This window comes from Lactobacillus johnsonii, from assembly GCF_014058685.1.
Lineage (GTDB): Bacteria > Bacillota > Bacilli > Lactobacillales > Lactobacillaceae > Lactobacillus.
Genome location: NZ_CP059055.1, coordinates 527,491 through 550,129, shown reverse-complemented (window position 1 = coordinate 550,129; position 22,639 = coordinate 527,491). Strand labels below are relative to the sequence as shown.

The following is a 22,639-nucleotide window of genomic DNA, read 5'->3' as shown; positions in this document are numbered from 1 at the left end:
TGTCGTTAGGGCAAGTTCACAGCATCATTGTTAAGCTTTACACCAACCAGCTCATCTCTAATAACAACTCTGACTTGTTACTACTCCCTAGTCTTTATTTTTTGATGGATAATGATTATAATTTACCACATCTACTAGAAATTACAAGGAGAGAAATTTTTTTGAAAAAGAAATATAACAATTTAACTATCCACGATACCCTTATTCCTGGATTTATTTTTTTAATTCTTTATGTAATTTGGGCACTCTTGGTCATTTATAAAAATCCTTTTATACATTCTTTTGACCAAACTATTATTCATCTAGTTTCTAACAACAATCCTACTAATGTAGCGATTGCCACTAAATTAACAGTGATTGGTAATACTAGTACTTTAACCATTGCTACGATAATTTTATTTATTTGCTTGCTGATTGCCAAAAGATTCGCCTATGCTTTCTTCTCAGCCGGCTTAATGATCTGTGCCAATGGTTATAATTGGATTACCAAACATGCCGTTGAACGTCATCGCCCCTTAGTTCACCATTTAGTTTTTGCTGATGGTTATAGCTTTCCATCGGGCCACTCAGTAGGTAGTGCAACTTTCTTTGGTATTCTAATAGTCTTAACTATCCTTTTAGTAAAAAATAAATCCTGGCGCACTATTTTAATTATTATTTGGAGTATTTTCCCACTTTTTATTGGTTACACTAGGATCTTCTGTCATGTCCACTATCCCTCAGACGTAATTGGTGGATGGCTAGAAGGTACAACATTTGTTTTACTTGGATTTTCCGTTTTATACCACCTCTATTTAAAAAAGAATAAATAAAAAATGCTAACTGAGTATGAAGTGCCATAGAAAAGTTAGACATTTATAAAATTTTAAAGATTTGATAATACACGATTTCTGTATTTTACAGGAGTCGTGTATTTTAATTTGTTTGATCTTCTAACATTGTTAAACCAATAAATATAATCTTTCAGAATTTCCTTCATCTCTTCTAAACTTCCAATCTTAAGTCGATTCAGTTTTTCTCTCTTCATTAAATTAAATATCGTTTCTCCTGGTGCATTATCATGACAATTTCCTTTTCGGGACATGCTTTGGATTATATTCATTTTCTTTAGTCGAGCCTGATAGCCTGGATTCTGATATTGAAAGCCTTGATCTGAATGAAGGATAGGAGCAGCTCCTGGTGGAAGATTATCTGCTAGTTCATCTAGCATATTATAAATAGTTTTCATTTCAGGAGAATAACTTACTGCACAAGCTAGAATCTCCAAAGAAGCCTCATCTACTACAGGAGAAATATAAACTTTCTTGCCGCTAGTTAGTTTATATTCAGTTACATCGGTATGAAGAACTTTATAGGGGATTGTTTCATCAAAAGTTTGATTTAGGATATTTGGTGCTTTCTTTCCTACATTACCCTTATACGAACTATATTTACCAGTATTTTTATGATAAATTGTTGTTTTTATTCCTAAACTTCTCATTAACTTACGTACTGTTTCTAGAGAAAGTTTAAATCCTTCATCTCTTAACGCTCCCCACATAGGACGATAACCATATGTTTCTTGTCCTTCATAGCCATAATAGATTTCTTGAATCTTCTCTTTTACTAAAGCATACTTATCAGCTTGATTAATTCTATTTTTTACATTGTCATAGTAAGTCTTTCTATTTAATTTGAGCACTTTAAATAAGACCTTAAGTTTAATTTGATGGTGTTTTGCCCGAATATCCTGTATTAATTGTGTTTTTTGTTTGTTGGATAACGTGGATATCGGGCAGCCACTTTTTTTAAGACAAGATTTTCCACTCTAAGTCTTTCTAATTCAGCTTCCTGCTTAAGAATTTTTTCTTCATACTTTTGCTTTTCACTAAGTTCTAACTTTTTAGTTGTCTTCTTACTCTTTTTAGGCACTTTCCTAGGCCGACCTTTCTGTTTAGGCAGCAGCCCAGCATATCCTTCTTCATTGAACTTTTTAGCCCAATTGTATACTTGAGAATCACTAATATTAAACTTAGCCGCTACCTTTGAAACTCCAATAGAATGTGTTAAATAGTAGCGTACCACATTTAGCCTAAAGTCAGAAGAATAAGTAGTTTTAGTATGTTTAACAGATAAGGCAGCTAAACCTTGACACTTAGCCTTATCAATCCATCTACGAATAAGAGTCCAATGAATATTATATCGTTTAGCTAAACCTTTTATTGAATCTTCATGATTTAAATATTTGGAAACAATTTCAATTTTTAATTCAGTCGAATATTTGGTCATAAAAAAATACCTCATAATTATTAGATTTTATGTCTAACAATTATGAGGCACTTCAGTATGGTTTTAACTCAGTTAGCATTTTTTTATTCAACAATTTTCTTCTGTTTATAAAGTTGATTAAGAACTAACGATAAAATTATCACAATTAAAGAAACCACATATACCGACTTTAAGCCGCTTAATAAAACTTCTCTTAAAGCGGGGATTAAATTAGGTGCTAAATGTTTAGCTTTATCAGCAGAAACAATATCATTCATCATTCTTTGAGTTAATTGCGGATGATGTGTTAACTGCTTTGCTACAACCATGTTAAATGTAATTCCATATATAGAGACCATCATAGTCTGCCCTAAATATTTCATCAATGTATTAAAACTAGTTGCAACTCCAATTTTATCGCGTCCTACTAAAACTTGAGAACGAACTTGCGAAGCAGTTGTAATAGCTCCAAAGGCTGTCCCATTGAATGCTGCAATCAGACAAAATACCCAAAATGAGGTATAGATTGGAACAAATATTAAGGCTAAATCGGCTCCAATAAGGACAATTAACATATAATCATATGTTTTCTTTATTCCCCATCGTCCAAGCATTCCACCAATTAAAAATGATCCTACAATCCACATTAACGAACTTGGTGTCACCGCAAATCCAGCAACAGAAGCGCTTGTCCCATTTATTCCTTGCATCCAAGTTGGAATATAGAATTCAAAGCCAATGACTACCCCTGAAATAAGCAAAGTAATCAAATTAATCATTGTAAATTCTTTGCTAGTTAGCATATCTAGTGGCATAATTGGATCTTTTGCTTTCTTCTCCATCCGAAAGAAAAGGATGGCTGAAGCAACAATAATAATTAGTAATCCCAATAAGATTAAATTAAAGCCATTTTCTATTTCTTGTAAGAAGACCATTAAGGCCAATAAAAAGATGACTAAACAAGTTGTTCCTTTTAAATCTAAAGTGGAATCCTTACTTGTCTTTGTTTCTTTCAAAAAGATGATTACCAGTAAAAAGGCTAAAATTCCTAATGGAACATTAATATAAAAAATCCAGTGCCATGATAAATGTTGAACAATGAATCCACCTAACAATGGTGCAATAACCGAAGCTACTCCCCAAAAACCAGAGTTTAAACCTAGCATCTTTGCTCTTTTTTCAAGCGTATATAAATCAGCAATGATGGTAACAGCTACTGGCTGTACTGCTCCTGATCCAAGCCCCTGAATTACTCGAAAGAGGATTAGTTCCACCATATTCTGTGCAATTCCACAAAGTGCTGATCCAATCACAAAAACAGCAATTCCGAATAGAAATACAGGTTTTCTTCCAAGGCTATCAGCTAGTTTTCCATAAATTGGGGTTGAGACAGCAGTCATTAATAGAAAGATGGAAACAACCCAATTCATGATTTCTAATCCATTTAAATCAGAAACAATTGTGGGCATCGCCGTCGATACAATAGTCCCTTCAATCGCTGTCATAAAGGTCGTTAAAAAGATAGCAATTGTTACAATTTTAGTATTACTTTTATTCTGCATGCTCGCTCACATATGTTTTTAGCGCTTCTACCTTATCTGTATGCTCCCAAGGTAAATCCACGTCTGTTCGTCCAAAATGACCATAAGCGGCAGTTTGGCGATAAATAGGACGCTTTAAGTTCAGCATTTCGATAATACCAGCTGGTCTTAAATCAAAGACATTTCTAACCGCCTCTACCAATAGATCTTCACTTACTTTACTTGTTCCATGCGTATCAACCATGATTGAAACTGGATGGGCAACTCCAATTGCATAAGCAAGTTGAATTTCACATTGATAAGCTAAGCCAGCTGCCACAATATTCTTAGCTACATATCGAGCCGCATAACTTGCGCTTCGATCAACCTTAGTTAAATCTTTACCTGAGAAAGCACCCCCACCATGACGAGCGTATCCACCATATGTATCAACAATAATCTTACGTCCAGTTAGCCCCGAATCTCCTTTAGGTCCACCAATAACAAAGCGACCAGAAGGATTAATCAAGAACTTAGTATCCTTATCAAGATATTGAGATGGGATGACCTTCTTAATTACCATATCGATCATTGCTTCACGAATTTCATCGTTACTTACTGTTGCATCAGTTTGAGTAGAAATAACCACTGTATCTATACGTTTTGGTTTATTTTCATCATCGTATTCTACAGTTACTTGTGCTTTTGCATCAGGTCTTAGCCAATCAAGACGTCCCTCTTTGCGAAGACTAGCAACCCGTCTCATCAATGAATGAGCTAAAGAAATAGGTAGCGGCATTAATTCAGGAGTTTCCTTAATGGCAAAACCAAACATTAACCCTTGGTCACCAGCACCTATTTTATCTAAATCATCTTTGTCCTGCTGGTTTTCACGTGTTTCAAGTGATTTATTAACACCACCAGCGATATCACTAGATTGTTCATCAATATCGACTAAGATAGCACAATTATTACCGTCAAAACCAAGTTCAGGACGATTGTATCCAATTTCTAAAATAGTTTTTCTAACTACAGATTGAATATCCACATACGCAGAGGTTGAAATTTCACCTACAACTAAAACGAGACCAGTAGTAACAGTAGTTTCACAAGCCACACGACCATCTGGATCCTTAGCTAAAATTGCATCTAAAATAGCATCAGAAATTTGATCTGCAACTTTATCTGGATGTCCTTCTGAAACTGATTCCGAAGTAAATAAACGTTTTTCTTTTTTCATAGAGTCCCCCATCTTTCGGTTACAAGGCATCTTCGTTAAAAACGAATCCTTTCGGGACCTTAACCGAATAACAATATATACAATAAAAATTCGTTCATTTGTCTTTAAACACAAAAAAGGACTACCATATTTGGTAGTCCCGTGAACGATGGAGGATACAGGGCTCGAACCTGTGACCTCCTGCTTGTAAGGCAGATGCTCTCCCAGCTGAGCTAATCCTCCAACAACCATATTTAATATGGCAATGACCCGTACGAGATTTGAACTCATGTTACCGCCGTGAAAGGGCGGTGTCTTAACCGCTTGACCAACGGGCCAGATCTCACAATTGAGCACATATATTATTATACCAGATCTTTTTCAAAAAGCAAGTACTTTTTTCAAAAAATTTACTCAATAAATGAAATACATATTATGGCGAAAAATATTCTCCAACGGAGTGTGAGAGATTCGAACTCTCGATACAGGTAAAGCCCGTATACATGATTTCCAATCATGCTCCTTCAGCCACTCGGACAACACTCCATTATTTTATTATTGCCATAAACTCCGGCTGTCAGACTCGAACTGACGACAACCTGATTAACAGTCAGGTGCTCTACCAACTGAGCTAAGCCGGAATATTAAAAAAGAGCACGGCGACTGCCTACCCTCGCAGGCAGTTTCCCACCAACTACTCTCGGCGTTAAGAAGCTTAACTTCTGTGTTCGGCATGGGAACAGGTGTATCCTTCTTGCCATCGCCACCGTACTCTTTCTGAGCTTTTACACTCAAAACTGAATATAATCTCTAGCCTTTAAACCTTTGAGCTTTGGTCAAGTGCTCGACTGATTAGTACTAGTCCGCTCCACATATCGCTATGCTTCCACTCCTAGCCTATCTACCTCATCGTCTTTAAGGTGTCTTACTGCTTTCGCATCGGAAATCTCATCTTGAGGGGGGCTTCGCACTTAGATGCTTTCAGCGCTTATCCCTTCCATACATAGCTACCCAGCGATGCCTTTGGCAAGACAACTGGTACACCAGCGGTATGTCCATCCCGGTCCTCTCGTACTAAGGACAGCTCCTCTCAAATTTCCTACGCCCACGACGGATAGGGACCGAACTGTCTCACGACGTTCTGAACCCAGCTCGCGTGCCGCTTTAATGGGCGAACAGCCCAACCCTTGGGACCGACTTCAGCCCCAGGATGCGACGAGCCGACATCGAGGTGCCAAACCTCCCCGTCGATGTGAACTCTTGGGGGAGATAAGCCTGTTATCCCCAGGGTAGCTTTTATCCGTTGAGTGATGGCCTTTCCATGCAGTACCACCAGATCACTAAGCCCGACTTTCGTCCCTGCTCGAGTTGTAGCTCTCGCAGTCAAGCTCCCTTATACCTTTACACTCTGCGAATGATTTCCAACCATTCTGAGGGAACCTTTGGGCGCCTCCGTTACACTTTAGGAGGCGACCGCCCCAGTCAAACTGCCCACCTGACACTGTCCTCCAGAACGCTCAGCTCTGTGAGTTAGAGGATCCATCAAACAAGGGTAGTATCCCAACATTGCCTCCGGTAAGACTAGCGTCCTACTTTCTCTGGCTCCTACCTATCCTGTACATGTTTAACAAATACTCAATATCAAGCTACAGTAAAGCTCCATGGGGTCTTTCCGTCCTGTCGCGGGTAACCCGCATCTTCACGGGTATTATAATTTCACCGAGTCTCTCGTTGAGACAGTGCCCAAATCATTACACCTTTCGTGCAGGTCGGAACTTACCCGACAAGGAATTTCGCTACCTTAGGACCGTTATAGTTACGGCCGCCGTTTACTGGGGCTTCAATTCAAACCTTCGCTTACGCTAAGCTCTCCTCTTAACCTTCCAGCACCGGGCAGGTGTCAGCACCTATACGTCATCTTACGATTTTGCAGATACCTGTGTTTTTGATAAACAGTTGTTTGGGCCTATTCACTGCGGCTGATATTTTACTATCAGCACCCCTTCTCCCGAAGTTACGGGGTCATTTTGCCGAGTTCCTTAACGAGAGTTCTCTCGCTCACCTGAGTGTTCTCCACTCGACTACCTGTGTCGGTTTGCGGTACGGGTAAAATTGTTCTGGCTAGAAGCTTTTCTTGGCAGTGTGACATCATGACCTTCGCTACTTTTATTTCGCTCCGCATCACAGCTTGAAATCTAAAGACAAGCATTTGACTCATCTTTTTTCTTACTGCTTGCACATGTATTTCCAGCAACATGCGTCATTAGCCTCCTGCGTCCCTCCTTTGCTCATATCGAACAATTTCAGTACAGGAATTTCTACCTGTTGTCCATCGGCTACGCCTCTCGGCCTTACCTTAGGTCCCGACTTACCCTGGGCGGACGAGCCTGCCCCAGGAAACCTTAGTCTTTCGGCGGATAGGATTCTCACCTATCTTTCGCTACTCATACCGGCATTCTCACTTCTAAGCGCTCCATTAGTCCTCTCGATCTAACTTCGCCGCACTTAGAACGCTCTCCTACCACGCATATAATATATGCATCCACAGTTTCGGTACTATGCTTAGCCCCGGTACATTTTCGGCGCAGCGTCACTCGACTAGTGAGCTATTACGCACTCTTTAAATGGTGGCTGCTTCTAAGCCAACATCCTAGTTGTCTACGCAACTCCACATCCTTTTCCACTTAGCATAGATTTGGGGACCTTAACTGGTGATCTGGGCTGTTTCCCTTTCGACTACGGATCTTATCACTCGCAGTCTGACTCCCGTGCATTGATATCTGGCATTCGGAGTTTATCTGGATTCAGTAACCCCTGACGGGCCCCTAGTCCAAACAGCGCTCTACCTCCATTATCATTCACACGAGGCTAGCCCTAAAGCTATTTCGGAGAGAACCAGCTATCTCCAAGTTCGTTTGGAATTTCACCGCTACCCACAACTCATCCCCGCGATTTTTAACTCACGTGGGTTCGGTCCTCCAGCGTGTTTTACCACGCCTTCAACCTGGTCATGGGTAGGTCACTTGGTTTCGGGTCTACGTCATGATACTCTTTCGCCCTATTCAGACTCGCTTTCGCTCCGGCTCCGTCTTTTCTGACTTAACCTTGCACCATAACGTAACTCGCCGGTTCATTCTACAAAAGGCACGCCATTACACTTTAATGTGCTCTGACTACTTGTAGGCACACGGTTTCAGGTTCTCTTTCACTCCCCTTCCGGGGTTCTTTTCACCTTTCCCTCACGGTACTGGTTCACTATCGGTCACTAGTTAGTATTTAGCCTTGCGAGATGGTCCTCGCGGTTTCAATCGGGATTCCTCGTGTCCCGACCTACTCAGGATCCTGCTAAGTCTCTCCGCAATTTCGCGTACGGGGCTCTCACCCTCTCTGGCTTATCTTTCCAGATAATTCTGCTATCACTTCAAGTACTATATCGCAGTCCTACAACCCCAACTGGCAAGCCAGTTGGTTTGGGCTCTTTCCTGTTCGCTCGCCGCTACTTGGGAAATCGATTTTTCTTTCTCTTCCTGCAGCTACTTAGATGTTTCAGTTCACTGCGTCTTCCTTCATTAACCTTAACAGTTAATGATAATACCTCGCGGTATTGGGTTCCCCCATTCGGATATCTCCGGATCATTGCTTACTTACTGCTCCCCGAAGCCTTTCGTGGTTCGTCACGTCCTTCATCGGCTTCTAGTGCCAAGGCATTCACCATGCGCCCTTTTCTACTTGACCTATTTCAAGTTGAGTTTCTCTCTCTTCTCGGTCGCTCTTCAATCTGTTTTTTCGATTGTCTCGGTTTTTTTGCTTTTGATTATATTCAGTTTTCAATGTACTAGCTCTTGAGGTATTACCCTCAAAACTAAACAAAGTTTCTCAGTGTGCTTCCGCTTGGCTTTCTCGATGACTTCTCTTAGTGCTCTCGCACTCTCCATCATCTTTCGCCTTCCTTAGAAAGGAGGTGATCCAGCCGCAGGTTCTCCTACGGCTACCTTGTTACGACTTCACCCTAATCATCTGTCCTACCTTAGACGGCTGACTCCTATAAAGGTTATCCCACCGGCTTTGGGTGTTACAGACTCTCATGGTGTGACGGGCGGTGTGTACAAGGCCCGGGAACGTATTCACCGCGGCGTGCTGATCCGCGATTACTAGCGATTCCAGCTTCGTGTAGGCGAGTTGCAGCCTACAGTCCGAACTGAGAACGGCTTTAAGAGATCCGCTTGCCTTCGCAGGTTCGCTTCTCGTTGTACCGTCCATTGTAGCACGTGTGTAGCCCAGGTCATAAGGGGCATGATGACTTGACGTCATCCCCACCTTCCTCCGGTTTGTCACCGGCAGTCTCATTAGAGTGCCCAACTTAATGATGGCAACTAATGACAAGGGTTGCGCTCGTTGCGGGACTTAACCCAACATCTCACGACACGAGCTGACGACAGCCATGCACCACCTGTCTCAGCGTCCCCGAAGGGAACACCTAATCTCTTAGGTTTGCACTGGATGTCAAGACCTGGTAAGGTTCTTCGCGTTGCTTCGAATTAAACCACATGCTCCACCGCTTGTGCGGGCCCCCGTCAATTCCTTTGAGTTTCAACCTTGCGGTCGTACTCCCCAGGCGGAGTGCTTAATGCGTTAGCTGCAGCACTGAGAGGCGGAAACCTCCCAACACTTAGCACTCATCGTTTACGGCATGGACTACCAGGGTATCTAATCCTGTTCGCTACCCATGCTTTCGAGCCTCAGCGTCAGTTGCAGACCAGAGAGCCGCCTTCGCCACTGGTGTTCTTCCATATATCTACGCATTCCACCGCTACACATGGAGTTCCACTCTCCTCTTCTGCACTCAAGTTCAACAGTTTCTGATGCAATTCTCCGGTTGAGCCGAAGGCTTTCACATCAGACTTATTGAACCGCCTGCACTCGCTTTACGCCCAATAAATCCGGACAACGCTTGCCACCTACGTATTACCGCGGCTGCTGGCACGTAGTTAGCCGTGACTTTCTAAGTAATTACCGTCAAATAAAGGCCAGTTACTACCTCTATCTTTCTTCACTACCAACAGAGCTTTACGAGCCGAAACCCTTCTTCACTCACGCGGCGTTGCTCCATCAGACTTTCGTCCATTGTGGAAGATTCCCTACTGCTGCCTCCCGTAGGAGTTTGGGCCGTGTCTCAGTCCCAATGTGGCCGATCAGTCTCTCAACTCGGCTATGCATCATTGCCTTGGTAAGCCGTTACCTTACCAACTAGCTAATGCACCGCAGGTCCATCCAAGAGTGATAGCAGAACCATCTTTCAAACTCTAGACATGCGTCTAGTGTTGTTATCCGGTATTAGCATCTGTTTCCAGGTGTTATCCCAGTCTCTTGGGCAGGTTACCCACGTGTTACTCACCCGTCCGCCGCTCGCTTGTATCTAGTTTCATTTAGTGCAAGCACTAAAATCATCTAGGCAAGCTCGCTCGACTTGCATGTATTAGGCACGCCGCCAGCGTTCGTCCTGAGCCAGGATCAAACTCTCATTTTCCTTTTGAAAATGAGCTTTTTATCGTTTAGCTCTAAAACTTTCTTTGAGTTATCTCAAATTTATTGCTTGCGAATTGACTTCGCTTTTGTTTGGGATTTTTATATCCCGCACACTTTCAGCGAAACTTTGTTCAGTTTTCAAGGTACTACCGTTGTCATGTGACAACTTTTATATTATATCATGTCTTTTAAGCTTTGACAAGAACTTTTTTAATTTTCTCATCTCTCTCAAATGACAGCTTTATAATATTATCATCTTTTGCTCGCTTTGGCAAGCTTTTTTTGAACTTTTTTATTTGCTCTTTTCGCTTGCCTCAAACAGCATGTATTACTTTACAGGCTTTTTCACTTTTCGTCAACATGGTTTTGAATAAAAATATATATTGCGAATATTCATTTAATTAATAATTTAATTGTTCAGATTTATCATTTTTCATTCTTATTTTAATTGAGATTTAAGTCTTAAAATTCGGATATAAAAAATAAAGTGTTAAGTACTACTGCTTAACACTTTATTTTAATCCTTTTTTGAATATCTAATTTTAGCTTCTTGAATTTGCTTATTCAAAACTTCTTTTAATGGCATAAACCCCTTTTTAGCTCTTTTTGAGGTCCAAAAATGAACTCTCTTTTTTCTCGCTTCTTCGACTTCTGGAAGTACCGCTCGTCGAGATAGGCTAATTTGATTAGAATATGGATCTATATCAATAACTTGTATCTTTATAGTTTCTCCAACTTGGTATTCTCTTCCTATATCTTTTACATAGCCACCATGAATCTCAGAAATATGAATTAATCCTTCTATCTGACTGTCCAGTCTTACAAAAATTCCGTATTGTTGTATACCACTAATTTTTCCATGAACTATATCACCAATTTTAACTTGCATACTATCTCATCCCTTACTAATATTAATTATAACTGTCTTTTTAATTAACGCTAAAGACATGACTTCTAGATTAATTCTTATGGAGGATTGCTTATTACAATGGAAAAATATGATTTAGCTATTATTGGCGCTGGGCCGGTTGGTCTATTTGCTGCTTCTTTTGCTAATTTACATGGATTAAAAACTATTACCTTCGACGCGTTAGATGAAGTTGGTGGCCAAATTAATATGCTTTATCCACAAAAAGATATTAAGGATATACCAGCTTTTTCTTCTATTAAAGGGAAAGAATTAGTTTCTCGATTATTTGAACAAACCGAGAATACTAAATTAACCCTCTCACATAAAGTAAAAAAAATCTCTTTCTCAACAGGAGAAGATATTATCATTGATGATGATTATCAAGTGAAAAGTCTTCTTATTGCTACAGGTTTAGGAGCATTTAAGCCAAAAACTCTACCTTTATCTACTACTCCAGAGCTCCAAGCCCATATTCACTATTCCATGCAACATCCCGAAATCTTTTCTAATAAAAAAGTCGCCATTCTTGGTGGTGGCGACTCTGCGCTTGATTGGGCACTGGAATTAAGTAAAACATCTGATGTATATGTAGTACACCGGAGAAATGAATTTCGCGGACTTGAAAGTTCTGTTAGTCAACTTAAAAGTTTAAAAAATGTTGAACTTTTAACTCCTTACCTTCCAAAAGAACTTCACTTAAACAATAATAGAATAGAATTAGTTTTGCACAGAGTTGGTGCAAGTCACGATTTTATTACTAAAGACGTTGATGAAATTCTAGTTGCATATGGTTTCAAAAGTGATAATCGTCAATTACGTAAGTGGGGCATTGAATTAGAAAATAATTTAATTTCTGTTTCTCAAACAATGCAAACAAATTTGCCTCATGTTTACGCAATTGGTGATGCTATTACTTACCCAGGCCGGGTACCAATGATTGCCCTAGGTTTTGGCGAGGCTCAAATTGCAATTAGCAGCATTATGCAAGACCTATTTCCAGAAAAAACAATGACTTTTCATTCTACGAGTATCTAATTTTTGAAAGGAATATATAGTTATTTATGGGACTTATTGATTTTATTCTTCATATTGATGACCACCTAGTCACAATTGTGAATATGTTTGGAAATTGGACATACTTAATTCTGTTTGCAATTGTTTTTATTGAAACAGGTTTAGTTATCTTTCCATTTTTACCAGGAGACTCACTTATATTTGCAGCTTGTGCAATGGCAGCAACACCAAAATACAATCTTCACTTTTGGATTTGCTATTTAGTTTTTCTTGCAGCTGCTGTTTTAGGCGATACAATTAATTATGAAATCGGTCGTTGGTCACAAGCTGAAGGTGCTAAGCACAGTTGGTTTAATAAGTTGATTAATCAAGATAAACGAAAAGCTGCCGAAAATTTCTTCGACAGGCATGGCGGAATTACTATTGTAATCGGACGATTCATTCCGTTTATTCGTACTTTTGTTCCATTTGTATCTGGCGCAAGTAAGATGCATTATGGTACTTTCATCCGTTATAACTTTCTCGGTGGTTTTCTCTGGGTAACTTTATTTGCTGCTCTAGGATTCTTCTTTGGAAATATTCCAGTTGTTCAAGAGCACTTCTCATTAATTGTCCTGGCAATCATCTTAATCTCAGTGGTACCAGTATTGATCATTTGGATAAAGAAAAAATTAGTATTAAAAAAGGAGCTTGGTTAAAGCTCCTTTATTTTTTTGTCAAAATAAAACATGAAAAATATAATTCATAAATTATCCCACCAGTTGCAAAGCATCCTGCAAAGAATTCCTCTGTTAGTACATTAATAATAGGATCGGTAGTAGGATCAAAAAGCCAGTCACTATTGTTAAATAATAAGTGATGAAAAGAAATGAAAAATTCATCAAAATTCATTAAAGCAAAAGGCAAAATAATTACAGGTAAAATCATAAAGATTAAGGCTGTAGTTTTCGAAATGTAGATATAATTCATTCTCTTTCTCATTTTTAAAAAGATAAGAATAATTAATCCAACAATAAAGACAATTATTGCTAATTCAAACAATAATTTACACTCATAAAAATGGCGTGCTGCACTCGGAGAAGTAGGGAAATCAGACATTTGCAATTTATTTTTAAAGGGGAGCAACAAATAATCCAAAAGTTGAGTATAGTTTTTCATTATTGTTCCCAGTGACTTTCTTACTATTAAATCAGTCTTTTGAGCCTTTACAAAAATTGCTAGTAAGGGCCAGCTCAAAACAACTGCTCCTAAAGTCGCGGTAGCAAGGGCCATCATTAAATTGTAAACAACTGCAATTATCGGTTTTCTTTTCATAGTTTCCATTCATCTAGATTCTCTACAATATATGTCGGCTTCTTATCTTTTTCTTTTAACTGCTCCTTATTTGTTACGCCTGTCAACGTTAAGAGTGAATCAATATTGCAGTTAATCCCCGCCATAATATCGGTATCGTAGTTATCTCCAACTAAAATTGCATCTTGTCCTTGTGCATTCAACATTTTCAATGCACTCGCTACAATAATCGGTGAAGGCTTTCCGATGTAAGTTGGCTTAACCCCCGTTGCTACTTCAATCATCGTGCAAAGGGCGCCATTTCCAGGTAGTAGCTCATCTCCAGAAGGTAAATTTTTATCTGCATTTGTTCCAATAAACGTTGCACCATTTCTAATTGCTCGAGTTGCTACACGAATTTTGTGGTAGGTTAAATCTGTATCCATCCCTACAACCACATATTTTGGATTTCGATCATCATAGTAAAAACGTTCATTTTTTAATAAACCTTGTACTAAGCCAATTTGACCAATAATATAAATTGGTATTTTAGTTGCATCTGGATTTTGAGAAAGTAAATAAGACTCTGTAGCTAAAACTGGCGTATAAACATGGTAAATATCAGTATTGACGCCATGTCCTCTAAGCTTATCAACTACCATTTGTGGTGTACGAGTTGAATTATTAGTTAAAAATAAGTGTGGAATATTTTTTTCTTGGAGACGATGTATAAATCTCACACCACTTTCAATCGTATCGCTGCCACGGTAAATAGTTCCATCTAAATCAATTAAGTAACATTTATAGTCTTTATGTTCCACAATTATCCCTTTCTCTTCTTAATTACAAAGCTTTTATTTTTATGATTTCCACGTTGAAATTTTACTGCTGTCTTATGACTGCCAATCTTTGTTTTATGAACGCGTCTTTCTTTAAAGTAAGGGCGCTTTGCACGGTAGCGGTTATTGTTTGTGCTCTTTCTCTTATTTTGCCTACCAAAAGCAATTTTTTTAATTTGGTTTTCTTGAGCTAAGCGCAAAATAAAATATGCACTACCAGGATTACAGTATTCTTCTAAATAATCCACAATTGCATTAGCTTTTTTATCAATTGCAACGCGATCATTCTCATCATAAAAGCCCTTTAATCTCAAATGCTCACTTGATACATCCCCTACTAAATAATCATATTGATCTAAATAAGGGTCATACTTCTCCTTAAGCATTTCAATGTCTAGAGCATCTTTTACATTAGCTATAATTTCATACGCTCGCCCGTTAATCATTACAATATCTTCATTAATAATGACATGAGCTAAAGGATGATATAGCGGCTGGTCTTTATCTGCTTCTTTATACTCCATTATTTTTCTTTCTCTTTATTTATTGGGTATTTCTTTTTTAAATAGTTTCCTATTACGGTTCTTAGATAATTGGGGAATAAAAATTTATTTTTACCCATAATTGAAATTGTAGGGAAAAATGGAATCAAAACATAGTGATCAAGCAATGCAAGTGTATATTCTTTTTCAGGATCAATTTCTTTTCCATTAATGTAAACCGTTCTACTTGCATGATCAACTTGTATCCCCTTATATACAAGATTTCCAAAAATCTTACCTCTAAAACTCATTCCCTTAAGTGCAAATTTACTTAGAAAATGACGATTTTTTTCCATCTCCATTACCATGCGCCAAACATCACTTCCAAGCAGCTTAGTTTGTACCACATGCATTGGATGAGGCAAAGCAGCTTGTAAGTCGGCTTCCGTTAAAACTCCCTGATGAAATGGTTTTAAAAATAAACCACTATTCAAGACAGCAACATCAGTTCCAGCAAATTCACTAATTGCATCAAGTGAAACTTGAATTGCTGCCATCTTGTCATGATCAAATTTACCTGGTAAATAAGCAATTTTTCGTGCTTTAAGCATCTGCTCACCTTTTTGATGCCAATTTACAATTTGCTTTTGATCGGAATCTAAACTTGGTAAGTCATCGGTAGTGACAGTGTTTGGTTTAATTGATAATACTTGATGCTCATCATTTAATTCAACACTAATATCACCAATATGTTGACCCCATTTTCCTGTCTGAGTAATCCAAGTATTGTTTACTTTTTCACCTTTTGCTAAATAGTCATGACTATGTCCGCCAACAATCAAGTCTACTTCAGGATAATGATGTGCTATATATCGATCCACCCTTAAACCAATATGACTAACAATAATTAACATATCATATTGATCCTTTATCTTCGGCAGTAATTTATCTAAAGTATCAGAAATCAACTTCACATGCCAATGATTGGGACCATAGGTCATTGGATATGCAGCTGTTAAACCAACAACTGCAATTCTAGTCTTCTTTTTGGTTTCAAATATTTTATAGGGAGTACACCACTTTGGCATACTCTCATCTTCCTCACGTAGGTTAGCTAATACAACGGGAAAATTAGCGTGATCAAATAATTTTTCTAAAACTGCATGAGAATTTGAAATACCTTCATTATTTCCAATGGTAATTGCATCATAATTAAATTCGTTCATTAATTTAATGTTAGCCTGTCCTTCTGTTGCGTCAGACAAAGGATGTGATCGATCCATAAAATCACCAGCATCAAAAGTAAATGTTTGATCAACGCTCTTATCATTTTGAGCTTGATGCAAGTATCTTTTTATTTTAGGAAATTGTTCAAAATGTGAATGTAGGTCATTAGTATGAACAATACGTAATTTTTCCATACTTTTCCTCTTCTAACCAATATGATTGGCTTTTAATACTGTGTTATAGGCATCTAATACTTTTCCTTTAGGTTTTTCCCACTCTACCCATTGTGGATCTTTCCAATCATCCTCATTAGTTAAGGTCTCTAATTGGTAGGTTTTATTAATATATTCTTCATATAGTTGTAGTGATTTAGTTCGAGCTAAATTCAACTGCAGGATTCGAACTTTTTTAATTAATCCACGGTCTACAGCTAGTTCAGCAATTCCGTTTTGATCGATATTTGAAATTTCATAATATTTCGATCCGTCATTGCGAGTAACTTCTTCAATCAAGTCTAGTTGCTCATAAGCCATATTTCAGCATCTACTTTCTTAAAATGATTTTAACTACTATATTAATTATAGAAAAAAGTATACATCCATGCTATTGTTAAAAAGAATAGAGGTGTACACATGAAAACAAGCCGGCTTTACTTTTTAGCCCTTTTTTTTAGTTTAATTTTTATTTTTGAATCTGGATTTCTGGTTATCGGACACCGAGGCAACCCCAGCAAATATCCAGAAGAAACAATTCAAAGTGACAACTCAGCTTTCGCAGATGGTGCAGATTATGTTGAACTTGATCTCCATGTTTCAAAAGATAACGTCTTAGTCGTTTCTCATGACCGCGACTTAAGCCGAGTTGTTGGATCACCAGTTATTGTATCACAAAATAATTTTTCCTATTTAAATACCTTAAAGCAAGCTAACGGTGAGTCAATCATTTCGCTAGATCAATTATTTGATTATTATAAAGATAAACCTAATACTAAGTTCCTTCTTGAAACGAAAAAGACTAAACATAATAGCCCTAAAAATATGGAGGAGCTTCTTGCTAGCAGTATCAAAAAATATCATATGCAAGATCGGGTCATGATCCATAGCTTTTCTGCCCCTAGTCTAAAGACTATGAGTCAATTATTACCTGATGTACCTAGAATTTTTATTGTTGGCTCTCTGCAAAGAATTAATTTTGATGTATTAAGCTATGTAAATGGAATTAACATTTCATCTGATTTAGTCACTCAAAATCCTAAACTTATCAGTCAGCTTCATGCTCTACATCAAAAAGTATTTGTTTGGGCCGAAATGAATGAATCACCTAAATTATGGAACTGGTTAATTAACAATGATGTAGATGGAGTTGTAACGAACTTTCCTGCAAGAGGCTATAAATACAAATTGGCCAAGAGTGGTACTAAAAAATATACTGTTAATAAAGATGGTATTTACTTTGGGCGTACTCCAACTGGAGTCAGCGTAAACCCATATCTAAATGTGAAAACTTCAAAGCAAATTAGTTTCTTACAACCTGTCCATGTTTCTTCAGCTGCTATTGCATCAGGACAAACTTTTTATCAAATTGGTGATAAGGAATTTATTCCTGCAGATCTAGTTAGCTTAGATTTGCAACCTGAATGGATTTTGCCGTATTGGAATTTAAGTATTATTAATCCTACCCAAAATCCAATTTTCACTTATAATAAACCTGATAGGCAGTCTGGTAAAAAAGCCCAACTCATGCCTAATAAACGCTATAAAATATTAGGTGTAAGTGGCGGAGTCAATGATTTATGGCTTCTTACTGACTATGGCTGGATAAAGTCTTCTAAGATCTTATATTATGGCTTATTCAATAAGAACACTTTTGCCTATAAAAATTATCAAAAACTTGATCCAGCTTATCGTCAAACCAATGTTGCACTATTTCCTTATTTACCAGTAGAAAAAGTCCCAATTAAAAACTTTTGGTCGACTTATTCTGACGTAAATGCTGTAATATTTAATCAGAGATAAAAATTAAAGGAGTACATTTATGGAAGAACTAGATTACAAAAAATTAGCTCAAGAAAAAAAGGATGCTATTTTAAATGATTTAAAAGAATTAATCGCAATTGATTCTTCTGAAGATTTAAACAATACCAGTAAAGAATATCCTGTTGGTCCTGGCCCAGTTAAAGCAATGAAGAAGTTTTTATCTTTTGCTAAGCGCGATGGTTTCGACACTGAAAATTTTGATAACTATGCAGGTCGAATCAATATGGGTTCTGGTGACAAACGTGTAGGTATTATTGGACATATGGATGTTGTTCCTGCTGGCGAAGGCTGGAAGACTGATCCATTTAAGATGACTATTAAAGATGGAAAAATCTATGGTCGTGGTAGTGCTGATGATAAAGGACCTTCTTTAGCTGCTTACTATGGAATGCTTATCTTAAAGGAACATGGATTTAAACCTAAAAAGAAGATTGATTTTGTCCTTGGAACTAATGAAGAAACTAATTGGGTAGGAATTGATTACTACCTCAAGCATCAACCAGCTCCTGATGTTGCCTTCTCACCTGATGCTGAATTTCCAATTATCAACGGTGAACAAGGAATTGTTACTCTAAAGCTTGACTTCAAATTTGACCCAAGCCAAGGTGACGTTAAGCTTTGGACGTTCCAATCCGGTATTGCTACTAACGTCATCCCTCAAACTGCTCATGCCCAACTTGAAGGCGATATTGACGGTATTAAAGAAAAATTTGATCTTTTCCTTAAAGAACACAAACTTGAAGGTAAGGCTGAAATGCTTAGTGGTCGCCTTGCATTAACATTAACTGGTCATGGTGCTCATGCATCGGCTCCTGAAACTGGTAGAAATGCTGCTACTTACCTTGCCCTCTTCCTTGATGGTCTTAACTTTGATGGCCAAGCAAAGAACTTCCTACACTTCCTAGCAACTGTTGAACATAAAGACTTCAATGGTAAGAAATTAGGCATTTTCCACCATGATGATTTAATGGGTGATTTAACCAGTTCACCAAGTATGTTTAATTTTGAAGGTCAAAATGCATACCTCTTAAACAATGTTCGCTACCCTCAAGGTATTGAACCAGAAGAAATGGTGAAAAATATCAACGAAAAGTTTGGTGATATTTTAGATGCTAGAGTTGAAGGCTCTGCTGAAGCTCCACACTATGTTCCTGGCGATGATCCAATTGTTAAGACACTTCTTTCTGTTTATGAAAAACAAACTGGTAAGAAGGGACATGAGGTTATCATTGGTGGTGGTACATACGGCCGGCTATTCAAACATGGTGTAGCTTTTGGTGCTCAACCAGAAGGTGCCCCACTTGTTATGCACCAACCAAATGAATACATGAAAGTTGATGATTTAATTAATTCAATTGCTATTTATGCCGAAGCAATTTATGAATTAACTAAGTAAACCAAAAATATTAATAAATTCGTAAAGAAGGACTGCATCAATGCTAGTCCTTTTTTTGCTATAATAGGTGAAAAGTAATTAACAAAGGATCCTGATCTGTGAAAAATTTAAAAGAAAAAATCAGAAAGTTCCTAACTGCGGGGCCAGAAGTTAAAACACTGCAAAGTGAATCAGACGAAAGCCAGTGGAAATTTTACAGTGGTATCGTCTATTTAACTTTGCGCCGTGTTTTTCATTATTTTATCTTAATTGCATTTTTCGGTTTATTTTTACTAATTGGTTTTGGCGGCGGTTATGCACTTGGTATTGTTCGTAACCAACCTATCCCAACTATTAGCGAATTAAATCATCAAATAAATCATGCTCAAAATTCAGCTACACTCTACTATGCTGGTAATAAAAAAATTGCTACTGTTCGACCAGATACAGTTACTAAAAAAGCAAGTGAAAGTGAATTAACTCCCCTCGTTAAGAATGCTGTAACAGCCACTGAGGATGAAAACTTTTATATTCATAAGGGTGTTTTACCTAAGTCCTTAGTTAGAGCTGTCCTTTCTGAATTAACAGGTGTTGGTGTGCAGACCGGTGGGTCAACTTTAACTCAGCAATTAGTTAAAATGCAATTTTTAACTAGCCAGACAACCTGGAGAAGAAAAGTCACTGAAATGTTTTATGCTCATAAGATCGAAAAACATTTTTCTAAAGAAGACATTCTCCGTGCATATTTAAATGCTGCTCCTTATGGTAAAAATAATCGCGGAGAAAATATTGTCGGCATTAAAACTGCTGCTGAAGGTATATTTGGTAAATCAATTTCTGAACTTAATTTACCGCAAGCTGCTTTTATTGCTGGTCTGCCTCAAAGTCCGTCTGTATATACTCCATATCGCTTAAATGGAAAAGTTAAAAGTGATCTTGACTTAGCAATGCGGAGAAAAGACATTGTTTTATTCCGTATGTACAGAAATGGCGACATTAGTAAAAAAGCTTATCTTGCAGCTAAAAAATATGATTTGCGCGCTGACTTCCTTGCTCCTGAAAAAGCACCGAAGCAAAAGAAACAAAGCGGTTATTTATACAATCTAGTAATGAATAAGAGTGCCAGTCTTTTAGCCGAAAACTTGATTGAACAAGATGGTTTAAAAGTATCTGACGTTAAACAAGATACAAACCGCTATAATCAGTACCTAACTAGCGCAACTGAGCTTCTTCATCAAAAAGGCTACCACATTAAAACTACAATTAGAAAGCCACTATACCAGACCATGCAACAGGTTGTTAAGCAAAACAAGTATGGTCAAGACCGAACTTCTCGTGATTTTGATTCTTCTACTAACAAGTGGGTTAATACCACCGAACACGTGGAAAACGGTAGTGTCGTAATTGATAATGCTACCGGTAAGGTCTTAGCATTTAGCGGTGGGGTTGACTTTAAAAATTCTCAAATTAACCATGCCTTTGATACTTACCGCTCTCCTGGTTCTTCAATTAAGCCATATTTAGTTTATGGCCCAGCTATAGAGCATAAGCTTATTTCAAGCCAAACTGCAATTGCTGACTTCCCCACCAGATTTGGTAACTATATTCCAACTGACTATAACTCAACTGTTGAAAACAGATTTATTTCAGCTCAGGAAGCTTTAAGTAAGTCTTATAACCTTCCTGCTGTAAATTTATACAGTAAGTTAGTTAACGATAAAAATATCAATCTGCGTCAAGATATGAAGAAATTAGGCTTAAATTTAAGTAAGAGCGAATTTGAAAACTTAGGATTAGCTCTTGGTGGTACTGATTACGGTTTTTCAGTAGCCGATAATGCTAGTGCCTTTTCTAACTTCTATAACAATGGTAAACGTGCCGATCCATACTATATTGAAGAAATTCAAGATCCATCCGGTCGAGTAATCTATAAGCACAAACAAAATCCACAGAAAGTCTTCTCTGCAGGCACTTCCTACATTATGCAGAAGATGCTACACCAAGTAGTAACTAAAGGAACAGCCTCAAGCTTAACTGGTACCCTGAAGTTCGACCACAAGAATCTAATTGGTAAAACTGGAACCAGTAATGATTATCGTGATATTTGGTTTAATGGATCTACTCCTGGAATTACAATTTCTAGTTGGATGGGCTATGATAACTTCTACGGTCATTCATACAACTTAGATTCTAATTCTAGTGAGACTAATTTAAATCTATGGGCCAATATTGCTAATGCATTATATAAGGAAGATCCATCGATCTTTAAATTAAATGACGCACCTAGCCGTCCAAGCTCTGTTTATAAAAATAGTGTCTTAGCAAGAACAGGAACATTACCTGGAACAGTAAGCTACGATGGCGATAATATTGATCTTAGTGGCAAAAAAACTACTGCATTAAGTCTTTCACCAGCACCAAATGCAACTGCTAAATTTGGTATTGGTGGCTCAACTAAAGACTACAACCTCTTCTATGATTACTTAGAAGGTAAAAATAATGACTATGGTAAAGTCTTAATCTACACTGGTAAGACGATTTCTAAGAAAAAGAATATTAATAGTCTCTTCGCTGTAGCTGATGGATCAACTTCAGAAAATGCAAAAAATTATTATGGCAAAAACCATGAAGTTTATCGTGAATCTAATAATAATTCTTCTTCCTCAACTAATCGGAATGTAGGAGCCAATGATGAACAAGCTAGGAGTACAGGACAAGGAGGAAACAATAATTCTTCCTCAACTACGAGAAGTACCACTTCTACGCGTGAGTCTCCTTCTTCATCTCAAAATAACAGATCAGAAAGTAGTAACGCTAATGAAGCTAATGAAGTAAATTCAAATATTAGTCCAAGTGAAAGTGCTCCTACTAGCGGATCTGCTAGCACAGAAGCTACTGCAGGTGATGCGGCAGCAGATAATGCTCCTACTGCTCCATAATTAGAAATTTTCATATTAAAAAATCCTCTTAGG

General features: G+C 37.8%; 15 protein-coding genes, 4 tRNA genes, 3 rRNA genes and 1 riboswitch. Of the genes, 6 read left to right on the top strand and 16 right to left on the bottom strand.

All coding sequences use genetic code 11. The features are described 5' to 3' along the window. The first annotated feature begins 104 nt into the window (after positions 1-104). Entirely contained in the window at positions 105-812 is a 708-nt protein-coding gene (locus tag H0I41_RS02530) for a phosphatase PAP2 family protein (RefSeq protein ID WP_135014462.1), read from the top strand. Positions 813-865: 53 nt separating this feature from the next. Here H0I41_RS02530 and H0I41_RS02525 read toward each other — a convergent pair. The 11 genes from H0I41_RS02525 to H0I41_RS02475 form a co-directional block, all read right to left on the bottom strand. Continuing rightward, positions 866-2,268 (bottom strand): IS3-like element IS1223 family transposase gene (locus H0I41_RS02525; RefSeq protein WP_135014791.1). Its coding sequence is split into 2 segments (ribosomal slippage): positions 866-1,794 and positions 1,794-2,268, totalling 1,404 coding nucleotides; the frame shifts between segments, so codons are not numbered across the junction. 83 nt (positions 2,269-2,351) lie between these two features. Next, positions 2,352-3,809 (bottom strand): MDR family MFS transporter, encoded by a 1,458-nt coding sequence (locus tag H0I41_RS02520; protein ID WP_086874689.1) that lies wholly within the window; start codon positions 3,807-3,809, stop codon positions 2,352-2,354. Continuing rightward, on the bottom strand, positions 3,799-5,007 hold the full coding sequence (gene metK, locus H0I41_RS02515; protein WP_162222142.1) for a methionine adenosyltransferase: 1,209 nt from the start codon (positions 5,005-5,007) through the stop codon (positions 3,799-3,801). The genes H0I41_RS02520 and metK overlap by 11 nt, the downstream gene beginning before the upstream one ends. Then, positions 5,005-5,075, bottom strand: a riboswitch (SMK box riboswitch). (Overlaps the previous gene by 3 nt.) Positions 5,076-5,156: 81 nt before the next feature. After that, a tRNA-Val gene (locus H0I41_RS02510) sits at positions 5,157-5,229 on the bottom strand. A 23-nt stretch (positions 5,230-5,252) separates the two neighbouring features. After that, a tRNA-Glu gene (locus H0I41_RS02505) sits at positions 5,253-5,324 on the bottom strand. Between the two features lie 118 nt (positions 5,325-5,442). After that, a tRNA-Ser gene (locus H0I41_RS02500) sits at positions 5,443-5,532 on the bottom strand. Positions 5,533-5,554: 22 nt separating this feature from the next. Beyond that, positions 5,555-5,627 (bottom strand) — tRNA-Asn (locus H0I41_RS02495). A gap of 13 nt (positions 5,628-5,640) precedes the next feature. Further along, a 5S ribosomal RNA gene (gene rrf, locus H0I41_RS02490) occupies positions 5,641-5,757 on the bottom strand. A 61-nt stretch (positions 5,758-5,818) separates the two neighbouring features. Then, a 23S ribosomal RNA gene (locus H0I41_RS02485) occupies positions 5,819-8,721 on the bottom strand. Positions 8,722-8,940: 219 nt separating this feature from the next. Then, a 16S ribosomal RNA gene (locus H0I41_RS02480) occupies positions 8,941-10,513 on the bottom strand. The 16S, 23S and 5S rRNA genes sit together here with 4 tRNA genes alongside, the layout of an rRNA operon. 516 nt (positions 10,514-11,029) lie before the next feature. Next, the gene (locus H0I41_RS02475) at positions 11,030-11,401 is read right to left on the bottom strand and encodes a CvfD/Ygs/GSP13 family RNA-binding post-transcriptional regulator (RefSeq protein WP_014567191.1); all 372 of its coding nucleotides are present in this window, start codon (positions 11,399-11,401) and stop codon (positions 11,030-11,032) included. A gap of 99 nt (positions 11,402-11,500) precedes the next feature. Between H0I41_RS02475 and H0I41_RS02470 the strand changes: the two genes are divergently transcribed. Then, on the top strand, positions 11,501-12,457 hold the full coding sequence (locus H0I41_RS02470; protein ID WP_011161624.1) for an NAD(P)/FAD-dependent oxidoreductase: 957 nt from the start codon (positions 11,501-11,503) through the stop codon (positions 12,455-12,457). A gap of 26 nt (positions 12,458-12,483) precedes the next feature. Further along, complete coding sequence (locus tag H0I41_RS02465; RefSeq protein ID WP_004895650.1) at positions 12,484-13,134, top strand: VTT domain-containing protein; 651 nt, start codon at positions 12,484-12,486, stop codon at positions 13,132-13,134. Positions 13,135-13,141: 7 nt separating this feature from the next. On the opposite strand, the gene H0I41_RS02460 is transcribed toward H0I41_RS02465, so the two are convergent. From H0I41_RS02460 to H0I41_RS02440, 5 genes are read right to left on the bottom strand one after another with little or no spacing between them, the layout of a single operon-like run. Continuing rightward, positions 13,142-13,759 (bottom strand): TIGR01906 family membrane protein, encoded by a 618-nt coding sequence (locus tag H0I41_RS02460; RefSeq protein ID WP_172399349.1) that lies wholly within the window; start codon positions 13,757-13,759, stop codon positions 13,142-13,144. Then, positions 13,747-14,529, bottom strand: a complete 783-nt coding sequence (locus tag H0I41_RS02455) for a TIGR01457 family HAD-type hydrolase (protein ID WP_004896827.1) — start codon at positions 14,527-14,529, stop codon at positions 13,747-13,749. The genes H0I41_RS02460 and H0I41_RS02455 overlap by 13 nt, the downstream gene beginning before the upstream one ends. Positions 14,530-14,531: 2 nt before the next feature. Continuing rightward, complete coding sequence (locus tag H0I41_RS02450) at positions 14,532-15,071, bottom strand: YutD family protein (protein WP_135014544.1); 540 nt, start codon at positions 15,069-15,071, stop codon at positions 14,532-14,534. After that, positions 15,071-16,450: a bifunctional metallophosphatase/5'-nucleotidase gene (locus tag H0I41_RS02445; protein WP_135014543.1), complete on the bottom strand. Its 1,380-nt coding sequence runs from the start codon at positions 16,448-16,450 to the stop codon at positions 15,071-15,073. The genes H0I41_RS02450 and H0I41_RS02445 overlap by 1 nt, the downstream gene beginning before the upstream one ends. 12 nt (positions 16,451-16,462) lie before the next feature. Continuing rightward, positions 16,463-16,789 (bottom strand): hypothetical protein, encoded by a 327-nt coding sequence (locus H0I41_RS02440; RefSeq protein WP_004895655.1) that lies wholly within the window; start codon positions 16,787-16,789, stop codon positions 16,463-16,465. A 99-nt stretch (positions 16,790-16,888) separates the two neighbouring features. Here H0I41_RS02440 and H0I41_RS02435 point away from each other — a divergent pair, with 99 nt between their 5' ends. The 3 genes from H0I41_RS02435 to H0I41_RS02425 all read left to right on the top strand — a co-directional run bounded on the left by H0I41_RS02435 (position 16,889) and on the right by H0I41_RS02425 (position 22,606). After that, positions 16,889-18,271 (top strand): glycerophosphodiester phosphodiesterase, encoded by a 1,383-nt coding sequence (locus H0I41_RS02435; RefSeq protein ID WP_182094578.1) that lies wholly within the window; start codon positions 16,889-16,891, stop codon positions 18,269-18,271. A gap of 19 nt (positions 18,272-18,290) precedes the next feature. Then, positions 18,291-19,688, top strand: a complete 1,398-nt coding sequence (gene pepV, locus H0I41_RS02430; RefSeq protein WP_023599311.1) for a dipeptidase PepV — start codon at positions 18,291-18,293, stop codon at positions 19,686-19,688. Positions 19,689-19,786: 98 nt separating this feature from the next. Next, positions 19,787-22,606, top strand: coding sequence for a transglycosylase domain-containing protein (locus H0I41_RS02425; RefSeq protein WP_135014542.1), 2,820 nt, complete (start codon positions 19,787-19,789; stop codon positions 22,604-22,606). Positions 22,607-22,639 lie beyond the last annotated feature (33 nt).

What these genes read in the sequence shown, in the direction of transcription:
- H0I41_RS02530 (WP_135014462.1), top strand. Translation starts at nt 105, where the DNA reads ATGGATAATGATTATAATTTACCACATCTACTAGAAATTACAAGGAGA.
- H0I41_RS02520 (WP_086874689.1), bottom strand. Translation starts at nt 3,809, where the DNA reads ATGCAGAATAAAAGTAATACTAAAATTGTAACAATTGCTATCTTTTTA.
- metK (WP_162222142.1), bottom strand. Translation starts at nt 5,007, where the DNA reads ATGAAAAAAGAAAAACGTTTATTTACTTCGGAATCAGTTTCAGAAGGA.
- H0I41_RS02475 (WP_014567191.1), bottom strand. Translation starts at nt 11,401, where the DNA reads ATGCAAGTTAAAATTGGTGATATAGTTCATGGAAAAATTAGTGGTATA.
- H0I41_RS02470 (WP_011161624.1), top strand. Translation starts at nt 11,501, where the DNA reads ATGGAAAAATATGATTTAGCTATTATTGGCGCTGGGCCGGTTGGTCTA.
- H0I41_RS02465 (WP_004895650.1), top strand. Translation starts at nt 12,484, where the DNA reads ATGGGACTTATTGATTTTATTCTTCATATTGATGACCACCTAGTCACA.
- H0I41_RS02460 (WP_172399349.1), bottom strand. Translation starts at nt 13,759, where the DNA reads ATGGAAACTATGAAAAGAAAACCGATAATTGCAGTTGTTTACAATTTA.
- H0I41_RS02450 (WP_135014544.1), bottom strand. Translation starts at nt 15,071, where the DNA reads ATGGAGTATAAAGAAGCAGATAAAGACCAGCCGCTATATCATCCTTTA.
- H0I41_RS02445 (WP_135014543.1), bottom strand. Translation starts at nt 16,450, where the DNA reads ATGGAAAAATTACGTATTGTTCATACTAATGACCTACATTCACATTTT.
- H0I41_RS02440 (WP_004895655.1), bottom strand. Translation starts at nt 16,789, where the DNA reads ATGGCTTATGAGCAACTAGACTTGATTGAAGAAGTTACTCGCAATGAC.
- H0I41_RS02435 (WP_182094578.1), top strand. Translation starts at nt 16,889, where the DNA reads ATGAAAACAAGCCGGCTTTACTTTTTAGCCCTTTTTTTTAGTTTAATT.
- pepV (WP_023599311.1), top strand. Translation starts at nt 18,291, where the DNA reads ATGGAAGAACTAGATTACAAAAAATTAGCTCAAGAAAAAAAGGATGCT.